General features: G+C 68.3%; 11 protein-coding genes and 1 pseudogene. 2 read left to right on the forward strand and 10 right to left on the reverse strand.

Annotation, left to right across the window (positions count from 1 at the left end; all coding sequences use genetic code 11):
• The 7 genes and pseudogenes from DBV14_RS15270 to DBV14_RS15300 form a co-directional block, all read right to left on the reverse strand.
• Positions 1 to 1,137, reverse strand: a 1,137-nt coding sequence (locus DBV14_RS15270) for an efflux RND transporter permease subunit (RefSeq protein WP_185546026.1), incomplete at its 3' end; no start/stop codon positions are given.
• Positions 1,138 to 1,156: 19 nt separating this feature from the next.
• A complete protein-coding gene (locus DBV14_RS15275; protein ID WP_260397048.1) occupies positions 1,157 to 2,209 on the reverse strand; it encodes an efflux RND transporter periplasmic adaptor subunit in 1,053 nt (350 codons plus the stop codon).
• A 406-nt stretch (positions 2,210 to 2,615) separates the two neighbouring features.
• On the reverse strand, positions 2,616 to 3,161 hold the full coding sequence (locus tag DBV14_RS15280; RefSeq protein WP_124460007.1) for an Rrf2 family transcriptional regulator: 546 nt from the start codon (positions 3,159 to 3,161) through the stop codon (positions 2,616 to 2,618).
• Between the two features lie 22 nt (positions 3,162 to 3,183).
• A pseudogene (locus DBV14_RS15285) lies at positions 3,184 to 3,814 on the reverse strand (Bax inhibitor-1 family protein).
• Between the two features lie 206 nt (positions 3,815 to 4,020).
• Positions 4,021 to 4,371 carry a hypothetical protein gene (locus DBV14_RS15290; RefSeq protein WP_124460008.1) on the reverse strand — a complete coding sequence of 117 codons (351 nt, stop codon included), beginning with the start codon at positions 4,369 to 4,371 and terminating at the stop codon, positions 4,021 to 4,023.
• A gap of 141 nt (positions 4,372 to 4,512) precedes the next feature.
• On the reverse strand, positions 4,513 to 6,732 hold the full coding sequence (yccS, locus tag DBV14_RS15295) for a YccS family putative transporter (protein WP_124460009.1): 2,220 nt from the start codon (positions 6,730 to 6,732) through the stop codon (positions 4,513 to 4,515).
• Between the two features lie 108 nt (positions 6,733 to 6,840).
• Positions 6,841 to 7,668: an HDOD domain-containing protein gene (locus tag DBV14_RS15300; RefSeq protein ID WP_124460010.1), complete on the reverse strand. Its 828-nt coding sequence runs from the start codon at positions 7,666 to 7,668 to the stop codon at positions 6,841 to 6,843.
• 168 nt (positions 7,669 to 7,836) lie between these two features.
• Between DBV14_RS15300 and DBV14_RS15305 the strand changes: the two genes are divergently transcribed.
• Entirely contained in the window at positions 7,837 to 8,586 is a 750-nt protein-coding gene (locus DBV14_RS15305; protein WP_124460011.1) for a DUF4303 domain-containing protein, read from the forward strand.
• Positions 8,587 to 8,590: 4 nt separating this feature from the next.
• Here DBV14_RS15305 and DBV14_RS15310 read toward each other — a convergent pair whose 3' ends face one another.
• The 3 genes from DBV14_RS15310 to DBV14_RS15320 all read right to left on the reverse strand — a co-directional run bounded on the left by DBV14_RS15310 (position 8,591) and on the right by DBV14_RS15320 (position 11,069).
• Positions 8,591 to 8,857 (reverse strand): hypothetical protein, encoded by a 267-nt coding sequence (locus tag DBV14_RS15310; RefSeq protein ID WP_124460012.1) that lies wholly within the window; start codon positions 8,855 to 8,857, stop codon positions 8,591 to 8,593.
• A gap of 31 nt (positions 8,858 to 8,888) precedes the next feature.
• Positions 8,889 to 9,494 carry a hypothetical protein gene (locus DBV14_RS15315; protein ID WP_124460013.1) on the reverse strand — a complete coding sequence of 202 codons (606 nt, stop codon included), beginning with the start codon at positions 9,492 to 9,494 and terminating at the stop codon, positions 8,889 to 8,891.
• 237 nt (positions 9,495 to 9,731) lie between these two features.
• Entirely contained in the window at positions 9,732 to 11,069 is a 1,338-nt protein-coding gene (locus tag DBV14_RS15320; protein ID WP_124460014.1) for an NUDIX domain-containing protein, read from the reverse strand.
• A 137-nt stretch (positions 11,070 to 11,206) separates the two neighbouring features.
• Between DBV14_RS15320 and DBV14_RS33905 the strand changes: the two genes are divergently transcribed.
• Positions 11,207 to 11,913: acyl-CoA dehydrogenase family protein (locus DBV14_RS33905; protein ID WP_260397049.1), on the forward strand; the 707-nt coding region annotated here is incomplete at its 3' end.

The following is an 11,913-nucleotide window of genomic DNA, read 5'->3' on the forward strand; positions in this document are numbered from 1 at the left end:
GCCCAGCAGCACCACCGGCACGGTAATGGCCGGGATGACCGTGGCGCGCCAGTTCTGCAAGAAGAGGAACATCACGACCACCACCAGCGCGATGGCTTCGAGCAGCGTCTTGATGACCGACTTGATCGAGATCTTGACGAAGCGCGTGGTGTCTTCCGCGTAGGCCACGCGCAGGCCGGCGGGCAGCGAGCGCTCGAGCTCGGCAATGCGCGCCTTCACCGCGTTGGCGGTGGTCAGCGCATTGGCGCCGGGCGCCAGCATGACGGCCGAGCCGGCGGCCGGGTGGCCGTTCAGGCGCGTGGTTTCGGCATACGACTCGCTGCCGATTTCCACCCGCGCCACGTCGCCCAGCCGCACCACGGCGCCGTCGGCCTGCGTCTTGAGCACGATGCCCCTGAACTGCTCGGGCGTCTGCAGGCGCGAGAGCGCGGTGACCGTGGCGTTCAGGTGCTGCGTGGGCGCCGAAGGGCGCGCGCCGATTTCGCCGACCGACACCTGCGTGTTCTGCGCGGCAATGGCGGCGGTGACGTCGGACGGCATCAGCTGGTAGCTGGCCAGCCGGTGCGGATCGAGCCAGATGCGCATGGCATACGCCGCGCCGAAGGCCTGCACCGAGCCCACGCCGTCGACGCGGCTGATGGGGTCGCGCAGGTTGCTGGCCATCCAGTCGGAGATGTCGGTGTCGGTGCGCTGGTCGGTCTCGTCGTAGAGCGCCACGATCAGCAGGAAGTTGTTCTGCGACTTGGCGACCGTGATGCCCTGCTGCTGCACCGCCTGCGGCAGGCGGCTGGTGGCCTGGCTGACCTTGTTCTGCACTTGCACCTGGGCGGTGTCGGGGTTGATGCCCTGGCGGAAGGTGACGCTGATCTCGGCGTAGCCGGCCGAGCTGCTGGTCGACTTGAAATACATCAGGCCGTCGATGCCCTTGAGCTGTTGCTCGAGCACCTGCGTCACGCTGTTCTCGACCGCCTGCGCCGAGGCGCCGGGGTAGTTGGCGGACACCACCACGGTGGGCGGCGCGATGTCCGGGTACTGCGACACCGGCAGCGTGCGAATGGCCACGCCGCCGGCCAGCATGATGAGGATGGCAATGACCCAGGCGAAGACGGGCCGCTGGATGAAGAAATTGGCGATCACGGGATGTTGTCGGTTCTGGTCAATCGGCCGGGGAAGGCGTCGCGGCGGCGGGCGATGCGCCCGCCGTGGACACCGGCACCGGCTTCACTTTTTCGCCGGGGTGCGCGCGCTGCAGGCCGTCCACCACCAGGCGGTCGCCTTCGCGCAGGCCCTTGGTCACGACCCAGTGCTCGCCCTCGGCGCTGCGCACTTCGAGCGGACGCAGCTCGACCTTGTCGCCGGCACCCACCACCAGCGCGGTCGGCTCGCCCTTTTCGTTGCGGGCCACGCCGCGCTGCGGCGCAAGAATCGCCTGGCGCTCGACGCCGGACTCGACCTGCGCGCGCACGTACATGCCAGGCAGCAGCAGCCCTTGCGGGTTCGGAAACTCCGCGCGCAGCGTGACCGAGCCGGTGGCCGCATCGACGCCCACTTCAGAAAACTTCAGCGTGCCGGCATGCGGGTAGGGCAGGCCGTCTTCCATGCGCAGGCCGACCTTGGTGCTGGCCGGCGCCATGTCGCCCGAGATGAAGCGGCGCTTGAGCTTGGTCAGCTCCAGGCTCGACTGCACCACGTCGACGTAGATCGGGTCGAGCCGCTGGATCGTGGCCAGTGCCATGGCCTGGCCCGGTGCCACCAGTGCGCCTTCGGTCACGCCCGAGCGGCCGATGCGTCCGGCGATGGGCGCGGTGATCCGCGTGAAGTCGAGGTTGATGCGCGCCGCCTTCACGGCCGCCTGCGCGGCCTTCACGCCGGCTTGCGCCTGCACCAGCGCGGCCTGCGCTTCTTCGTGCTCCTGCCTGCTCACGGCATTGGCCTTGACCAGTTCGCCGAAGCGCTCGGCCTTGCCGCGCAGGCTGGCAATGGTGGCCTGCGAAGTGGCCAGCGTGGCTTGCGCCTGCTCGTGCGCGGCCTCGAACGGGCCGGGCTCGATCTCATACAGCACCTGGCCCGCGCGGACCATGCTGCCTTCTTCGAACAGCCGCTTGCGCACGATGCCGTTGACCTGCGGCCGCACTTCGGAAACGCGGTAGGCGGCCGTGCGGCCCGAGAGCTCGGTGTGCACGGCCACGTCGCTGGCGTGCAGGGCCACCACGCCGACTTCGGGCGNNTGCGGCGAGCGCGAGCAGGGAAACCGGAAGCAGAAGCTTGAAAAAAGAGGAGGTCATGGCCATCGGAAATCGCGGTGTCGCGCGCGCAAGGAGTGCGCAGAGCGCAGGGCGCGCGAAGAGAGCGAGAAATTGCCCGGTTCGCGCGCGCGCACCTGTGTGGTGCATTGTGCCGTTTGTGTTGCGTTGCAACATGAAGGAATCCTGTGAATCCTGGGGTCGCCACAGGAAATGCCGCAGCGACCGACAACGAAAAAAGGCCCATGCAGGCGCCAGCTCGCCACCACGTCGATCCGTGGCGGAAGCTGGCTGCATGGGCCGCGAAAGCGGTCGGTCTGTGGCTGGCTGCGGTTGCCGTCCCCGCGCGGGGTACGGCAGTAGCGGCCGAGCTTAACTCGCGCTTTGCTGGTGGCGTCGGCCCAGTGCGAACACCGAGTTGGGCGCGTCGACAACGAAGGGCTTGCGCACCGCGGGCTGGCCGGCCGGCGTACGCCGGGTGTCCTGCCGCGCCGCGGGTTGCACGCCCTTGGCCTTCTGCTCGTCGACCAGGCTCTGCAGCGAGATCGACTTGAGGAACTCGACCGCGCGAAGATTCACGGTGGCCCAGAGCTCGTCGATTTCGCAGCGGCCGGCATCGCCGGGTGCGCCGTTGTCGCGTCGCCGCGTGGACTCGGTGTCGTGTTCCTCGATCGAGAGGACGATGTCCGCCACGGAAATGTCCGCTGCCTTGCGGCTGAGCGAATAGCCGCCGCCCGGACCGCGGGTCGATTCGACCAGCTCGTTGCGGCGCAGCTTGCCGAACAGCAGTTCCAGGTACGACAGCGAGACCCGCTGGCGAAGGCTGATCGAGGCCAGCGTGACGGGGCCCGAGCGGCCGTGCAGTGCGATGTCGATCATCGCGGTGACCGCGAAGCGGCCCTTTGTGGTGAGGCGCATGTCAGTTCTCCTTTTCCGGGGATTACTCGTCGCGGCCGCCGGCGATGCCCAGCAGGGCCAGCAGCGACTGGAAGACGTTGTAGATGCTGAGGTACACGCCCAGCGTGGCAGAGATGTAGTTGGTCTCCAGGCCGTCCTTCACGCGCTTGAGGTCGTGCAGGATGAAGGCCGAGAAGATGCCGATGGCGGCAACCGACAGCGTCATCATCAGCGCGCTCGACTTGATGAAGAAGTTGGCGATGCCCGCCACCAGCAGCAGGATGGCGCCGATGAAGAGCCACTTGCCCATGGCCGACAGGTCGCGCTTGATGACCGACGACAGCGAGGCCATGCCCAGGAAGATCGCGCCGGTGCCGGCAAACGCCGTCATCACCAGGCTGGCGCCGTTGGCCAGGCCGAGCACGGAGCCGACCAGGCGCGACAGCATCAGGCCCNNTGAAGCCGAAGGCGCCGCCCAGGAACACCATCAGGCCGATGCCTGGCGACATGGCGCGCGAGAAGCCGGTGGCAACGCCGATCCAGGCGCCGAGCACGGTGGGCACCATCGACAGCGCGAGCAGCCAGTAGGTGTTGCGCAGCACGCGGTTGCGTTCCTGCACCGAGGCAACCGGCATATCGAAGCCGGGGTGGTAAGAGGTCGGGCTGTTGTTCATTCTTGATTTCCTTGAGAGCCTTGAAAGCTGTGTGAGGGGGCCTGCGCCGGCTGGACGGACTGGACGCGCAATGCAACGTGCAGCGGGCGTACGGCCGGAAGGGAAGCGGTGGTGCTTGCGATGCGGGTGTGCCGGAGGGCCGGCAGGCCGTATCGGAGGGGGCGGGCGCCGCGGGGGCGGCACCCGGTCGCGCAAGGCCCTGGGGCCTAGGCGACGAAGGTGGCGAGCCGGGGAGGCCGCTTGGGCCGCTCCAGGAGCGGCGAGATGGTGGTGGTCAGGCCGAGTTTCGGCAGCGGTTCCGTCAGACGCTGCGGCAGGCGCGCGTCGTTGCGGGCATCGACCAGCTCGGCGTGTTCCGAGCCTGCTTCGTCGTGTGCGGGGGCATCGTCCGGTGCCGGCTTGCCGGCGGCGTCGCCGGCGGTTGCATCGGCGAAGGAAACGCTGGTAACCAGCGTCTGCTCGGCCGGGCCGACCAGGCTGATGGCCGTGTCGCCATGCGCATGGCCGGCACCGATCAGGTTGTGGGCAAGCACGGCAAAGCCGTAGCAGGACAACATGATGGCAAGGACAGTAGCGGCAAACCAGCGGGACATGAAGGGGTAATTTTACCCGCCGCCGGCCGACCCGGCCCAAAGACGGCGCTTTCTCCGACCGGGGCGCACGGATGTTCCGCTTCGCAGCCCCCTGGCGGCTTCTTGTTACACGGCCGGGGGCTCGGTGCCTTCCGGCCGCAGCCACTCGCGTGCATGGCCGCGCAGCGCGTCGATCTGCAGCCAGATCAACCCCAGCTCGGTGTGGAAGGTGCGCGCTTGCGGATCGGGCTCGCCGCTCGCGGCCGCCGCTTGCGCCAGCGCGCTGCGCGCTGCCAGTTCGGCGGCGGTGTCTCGCGGGCCATCGACCGAACCGCTTTCCAGCCCGGCCGCCAGCGCATCCAGCGCCTCGATCGCGCCTTCGGCCGCGGTGCGCAAGACCGCCATCTGCGCCGAATCGGGCAGCGCGGCACGGTGCGCGCCCAGCGCCGACAGGTAGCTCAGCAGCGTGTGCGAGCGGATAAGAAAGCGCAGCGCCACGCCGGCGCGCGGCCGCACGTAGCCCGGCTCGCGAAACATGTCGGACACGGCGGTCGACAGCGCCGCGTCGGCGTTGTGGTCGTTGCGCCGCGCCAGCCGGTAGTCGAGGTGGTCGCGTGCGCCCGTGCGGTACTGCGCGACGATCTGCCGCAGGTAGTTCGCATGGCCGCGCAGCGCGGTGGCCGCCAGCTCGTTGATGCGGCGCGCCTGCCAGTGCGGCAGCACCAGCAGCACCGCCAGCCCGGCAATCGCGCTGCCGATGGCGGTATCGACCAGCCGCGGCACCAGCAGCACGCCGCTGTCGCCGACCTGGTTGAAGCACATCAGCACCAGCAGCGTCATCGAGGCCGTGGCCAGCAGGTAGCGCGTGGCGCGCGTCGCGAAGAACAGCACGCCGGCCGCCACCGCGATGACCGACTGCACCAGCGGCTGCGGAAACAGCTGCAGCAGCGCCCAGCCCGCCACCACGCCCAGCGCCGTGCCGGCAATGCGCTGGCCCATGCGCGAGATGGTGTCGCCATAGGTCTGCTGGCACACGAACAGCGTGGTCAGCAGGATCCAGTAGCCCTGCGCGGGGTGAATCAACCGCATCACGCCGTAGCCCGCCACCAGCGCGATCGACAACCGCAGTGCATGCCGGAACAAAGGCGAGCGCGGCGTGAGTTGCCGCCGCACGCGCTCGACCGCATCGCGCCACGAGCGCGGCGAGCGGTCGAACAGGCCCATCTCCGTGCGGCCGGCGCGTGCCGACGGCTGGCTTGCGCCCGTGAGCTGCCCATCGAGCTGCGCCAGGTTGCGCGCCAGTGCCTCGACCGAGCCCAACAGCATCAGCCGCTCGGGCGATTGGGCACGGGCGCGCTCGTGCGCAATGGCGCTGCGCAGGTCGGCCAGCGCCTGGACCGTCTCGGTGCCCACCTCGAAAGGCTCGCGCCGTTCGATCGATGCCGCCAGCCTTTGGCAGGCCAGGCCCTGCAGGCCCAGCACGCGCTGGCAGCGGTACAGCAGGTCGCTGTGGAAGAAGGCGTCGGCCAGCGCGTTGTAGTCGTCGTGCGAAGAGCTGGCGCGCTCGTGCACGTCTTGCGCAATGAGGTACAGCCCCCGGTAGCGCGAGATGCGCCCTGTCGGCGCGCGTGCGCCGATGCGGCGAAAGATGCTTTCCTTGGCCGCGTTCAGCTCGGTTACCACCTCGGCATTGAGCTGCGCCAGCGACAGCCGCTTGCTTTCGATGTCGACACCGCGCAGCGGCTCGAACAGCGACGCCTTGAAGCGCACGAAGTTGCCCAGCACCGTGAACAGCGTGACCAGCCGCGCCTGCACCGGCTGCGCCGGAAAGGCCGCGCACCAGAGCACCGAGAACACGCCGTACCAGGCCGCGCCCGCCAGCAACAGCAGCGGCTCGCGCCCACGGCTGGCCGCCGCGTCGATGCCGTGCGACGCCATGTTCTCGATGCCCAGCGTGGCGTACATGCCCAGGATCAGCGTGGCATAGGCAATGGCCTTGTAGCGCGCTTCGACCGCGCCCAGCATCGTGAGGCTGAAGGCCGCCAGCGCCAGGCCGGTGATGAACAGCAGCGGCAGCCCGAACAGCGCCTCGACCGCGAACGCCGTGGCGGCAAAGCAGGCCAGCGTGACGACCTGCGCCCGAAAGCGCCCGCGCCAGCTGTCGTCGGTTTCGGCGAGCGCGCTGGCAATGGCGCCAAGGAACAGCGGGATCACCGCGTCGGCGTGGCCGGTGTAGCCGCACACCGCCATCAGGCTGCCGAGGGTGAGAAGAATGCGCAGCGGCTGCGCGCGGGAGGCAAAGGACCGCAGCCGCTGGCGCAGCGCGTCGGGAGACAGGGGAAGCATGGTGCGATCTTGCACGATGCATGCCACGCGGACGAGGCGGCAGTGGCCGCCTCCTTGCTGGCGGCTGGCGGCTGGCGGTATGTGGGCCGGCCTGGCCCGGCCAGCGCGTCAGGCGATCATCGACTCCAGGTCCGCCGCCAGCTCGCGCGGCGCCGGCATTTCCTGCACGATGTCTTCGGTGATGCCGATCGCCATCGCCGACTGGCTCGGCCAGAAGCCGCCGATGCTGCTCAGGTCCACGCCCTGGCGTTCCAGCGCCACGCGCCACACCGCCAGATGAAGAACGCTGCCCAGGGGATCGACACGTTCCGCCTTCGCCGGATTCACGAAGCTGGCCAGCGCACCGACCAGGTCGGAAGCGAAATCCCAGCGCTGCGCCAGCGATGCGCTCACGTCGCCATAGTGGTAGCCGAACTCGACCAGCTCGAGTTGCGCGCGCCCCAGCGCCTCGAACGGGTGGACGGCATTCAGCGCGGCCATGCGCTCGGGCATGGCCTGCGCCATGAGCAGGTGGCCAATGCCATGCATGCTGCCCGCGGTGAACGCCAGGTTCGGGTCGACGCGCAGCGTCTTCGACGCCAGGTACCGCGAGACCGACGCCACGCGCAGGCTGTGCGCCCAGAAGCTCGGAAGGTTGACGCCCTCCACTTTGCGGAAAGCGCCCGACAGGCCCGAGCTCACCACGAACGACCGGATGGCCGAGAGGCCGAGCATCAGGATCGCGCCCTGGATCGAGGAAATCTTGCGCCGGAGCCCGAAGAACGGCGAGTTGACCATCTGCAGCACCTTGGCCGCCAGCACCTGGTCGAGCTCGATGCGGTGTGCGATGGCCGCAAAGGGCACGTCGTCGTCGCGCAGCATCTGCATCAGGTCGGCCACCACCTTCGGGACGGTGGGGAGCGACTCGTCATTGGCAAAGAGTTCGTCGAGTGTCATGGCGCTGGAGGTATTGTTGTATTGCCTTCGTACGCAAAAGATTTTCCCTCAGAGCGCGGTCCAGCGAACCCCCGATTCGTGGGGGGCCGCAATTTCTACGGATTCCCGTGGGGCTGATAGGCTCGCGGCGGCATTGCGCCCCCACCCCGAACGAAGGAGTCTCCGCCCATGACTTGGTCACTGTTCTACCGCTTCGACGACGAGGTGCCCACCCACTTCCATGAACTGCGCCAGTTCGGCAGTTCGCTGTGGGCCGCGAGCGGCAGGGCGAAAACCATGGGGCACTCCACGGTCGCCGCGTTCGCCAGCCCCCAGGCCGCGAAGGAAGCGCTCGCACAACGTGCCGGCGAGATCGAGGCCCAGGGCTACCGGCTGGTGCGCCAGGGCACGCACGACCCCGCCCGCATCGACTTTCCCCTGCTCACCACCGAGATTCGCGAAGGCGCCCGCCGCGCCTTCCAGGCCATCCGCGAGGCCCACCCCGGCGAGACGGTTCGTCTCTTCTCGCTGGGCAGCGACGATGGCGCGATGACCATCGTCCACGCCGCCGGCAGTCTCGCGCTGGGCGCGCCGGGCGACATGGCCGATGAAAGCGACGTCTGGTGCTCCGCCGAGTGGCCGTACACGGAGGGCGGCGAGTTCCTCGACATTGCCTACCGCATGATCCTGCCCTGCCACCGCGACGACCTGCCTTGCGAGGTCGAGTTCGACGTCTTGCATGCCGGCCTTTTCGAGGCCTGCATCGCCGCGATGGAGCAACTCGACCGCGAAGGTTTCTTCGGCGCCGGCGATGTGCGCGAAGACGTGGTGCTGCTCTGCCAGAGCGAAGGCACCGAGGACATGGACGGGTCGATCGGCCGGCTCAACACGCCGCGCGTGACGGGCCGGCTCGAACGCTGGATCAAGCTCTGCGAGTGAGCGCTCAGGGGCTCGGCCCGGCGCGATGGCCCGGCGTTGCTTCCCGAAGCCCGAGCGTCGCAACGATCTCCGCGATCGACCGGGCGTACAGCTTGCCGTTTTCCGGCATGAAGTCGGACGCTGCGTTCTCGGCGGTGAAGGGCTCGTAGAGCGGCCAGCTCGCCAGCCGTGGGCCGACGGGCTCGATGCTGGTAATGATGCTGCCGGAGAAGGCGGCAACAGGAATCAGCAGGAAGGTGCAGGCAACGGCGATGACGATGAGGCGGAGCATGCGCTGGCGTGTGGGGTTGTCTTGGAGCGGGTCAGGTTCCAACCGTGAGTTCGATGCACGCGGCCTGCTCCAAGTAGCCGAGGAAGATCTCTTCGCCTCCGCTTCGACTCATGATCTCTCGAAGCGACGACTGGGACAGGCTTGCGCGCATGCGGTGGGCACGAATTTCGTTCCAGAGGAGACTGAGGCTGAGGTTCTGGCGTTCGTCATTCGGGGCCACGAAAATTTCTCGCTCACCGGGAGCGAGAAATCGCCACCCGCAATCCAGGTTCAATTTCGACCGTGCCTCCAGGTTGGAAATCTCCTCCTCTGAAGCAACGAGATCGATGGGCTGGTCTTCGGGTGAGTCGTCGTCATCGCCATCGTCGTCATCGAGCAGGGAGCCCTCGGGTGACGACTCCGAGCCCTCTTCGAAAGAGAAGACGACGCGATCGCCCTTGTGCAATTCATGCGCCATCTCCCAGATCAGAAAATCCGAGGAGCCGTCGGGGCGTCGCTTTCCGTTGCCTGTGACGGTGAGTTCGGAGCGGGCTGGCCCCCAGATGTCAGCGCTGATTGTGGCGGAGAACATCCACACGTCGGCCGAACCCACGGTGCAGAGAGGAGTACCGTTTTTTGTGATGCGCAGCAGTGGCATTGGGACCTGACGTCATGTAGTGATTGAGCACGTTCAACGGCCTCAATGTACGGCAGCGGCCCTCGGACGGGCCTGAACGCACTGCTTGCTCGGAAATCGCCAGCTCCTGGATTCCCTTTTTCTGAATTGGCGTGATGAGCGCGCCAGTGCGGTTCCATTGGCGCCTGCCGCGCACCGCCGATGCCCGGCCATCCGGAGAGAGCGGCCTGTCCGGGTGCGGCATCGCGGCGTGCAGGACTACACGCCGTGCAACGCGCGCCGCATGAAGCCCTGGCCGGGTGCGATCCATTGCACGGCATCGGCGTCGCCGGTCACGGCAAGCGGCGCGGCACCGGTGAAGAGCGTGTGTTCTTCGACCAGCAGGAACTGGCGCGCCTGCGCGTCATCGGCGCTCTGCAGTACCTGAAGCTTCGCGTCGCCGATGGCGATCTCGTCGCCCGGCGCAGGCTGCTCCATCGACGCTTCGGGCCACGCGGCGCGGAGCGCATCGCCTGCATCGGCCGACGCCCCGGCCTGCGCCCCCGTCCAAAGAATCCAGCGCACGCGCCCCGGTGCCGCGGCGCGCAGCGCTTCGACATGCGCCGCATCGGCGAACACCGGATCGATCAACGCGCAATCGCCACCCGCCGCGCCCACGAAGTAGCTGTGCGCCAGCGCCGGGCCATCCGTCATCCGCACGATACGCGCCGACAGCCGCATGACCAGCCCGGCCTCGTGCACGTAGCGGCCGTGGCCCGCGCCGTCCGGATCGACAAGGCCGACCTCTTCATACGCCGCCTCTTCCATGTTCACCGGCCGCAGGCCCGCGGGCCCGGTGGCCAGCCGGGGCATGACGCGGGGAATGTGCCGCAGCGCGCGTGCATGCGCGACCACGTGGTCCGCGCTGTCGAACTGCGCCAGCTGCTGCAGGATGCGGCGCGTCACGTTCATCAGCTTCAGGCCGCGCGCCGGGTCCACCGCCTCGGCGGGCTTGAGCCACATGTGCTCGACGGTCTCGCTGCCATCGGGCCGCACGCTCTGCCCTTCGGGCATCAAGGCCAGGAAGAAGCGGGTGTCGAAGCGGCGCGGCATGCCCGGCGGCGTGAGCCAGTGCGTGAAGTACGTCAGCCGGTCGGCCGCCAGTTGCCAGCCATGTTCCGCGCACAGCGCGAGCAGCGCATCGGTTCCCTGCACGGCAGCTTCGCGCATGGTGGCGAGCTGTCCGGGCGGCAGGCCGTCCAGCTTCACCAGTTCGCCCGACGCATCGGTGGCGAACAGCAGGCCGGCTTCCTCGAAGCACTCGCGGATGGCGGCCGCGTAGTAGTCGAGGCCGCCTTCGGGCACCGCGAGGCGCGCGCTTGCGGCGTCGTCGTCCACGCCGCTGCATTGCCCATGCAGGCTGCGGTCGTGCGCATCGATCACGCCGCCGGGAAAAACGCTGGCGCCGCTGTTCTGGTCGTTGGCCTTCTCGGCCCGGCGCAGCATCAGCACTTCGAGGCCGCGGCCCGCGTCGCGCAGCACGATGAGCGTGGCCGCCGCGCGAATGGGGCGCGGTGCTGCGGGTTTCTGCGGGGTCTCCGGTGTTCTTGTGGTCATGGCCCGCATTCTCGCGCCGCCGGGGCACCGCGTCGCTGCTGCGAAGGTGACAGCACCGGCCCGTGCCTGTCGCGCGAAGGACCGTCCGAATCCGCCCGCGCGGCTTAACTTCAACGCACTTTGTTGAAGGACGCCCGATGCATTTCGAATACACGCCCAAGGTGATCGCGCTGCGCGACGAGTTGTTGAAGTTCATGGACGACTACGTCTATCCGAACGAAAAGCGCCGCGAGGACGAACTGGCCGCCAACGCGCGGGCCGGCCGCCCCTATGCCGAGCTGCCAATGATGGCCGGCCTGAAGGCGAAGGCACGCGAACGCGGGCTGTGGAACCTGTTTCTTCCCGAGGCGGAGCACGGCCCCGGCCTGACCAATGTCGAGTACGCGCCGCTGTGCGAGATCATGGGCCGGCGCTACTGGTGCGCGGAAATCTTCAACTGTTCCGCGCCCGACACCGGGAACATGGAAGTGCTGGCGCGCTACGGCACCAAGGCCCAGCAGGAACGCTGGCTCACGCCGCTGCTGGCGGGCGAGATCCGTTCGTCGTTTGCCATGACCGAGCCCGAGGTGGCATCGAGCGACGCCACCAACATCCGCTGCAGCATTCGCCGCGAAGGCGATGAATACGTCATCAACGGGCGCAAGTGGTACATCACCGGCGCCATGAACGAGCGCTGCGAAATCTTCGTGCTGATGGGCAAGACCGACCCCGACAACGCCGACCGCCACAAGCAGCAGTCGATGGTGCTGGTGCCGAAGAACACGCCCGGCGTGAGCATCGTGCGCGACATGCAGCTGCTCGGCATGTACGACCCGCCGTTCGGCCACCCCGAGATCGTGTTCGA

The sequence above is a fragment of the Variovorax sp. KBW07 genome, assembly GCF_003852515.1.
GTDB lineage: Bacteria > Pseudomonadota > Gammaproteobacteria > Burkholderiales > Burkholderiaceae_C > Variovorax.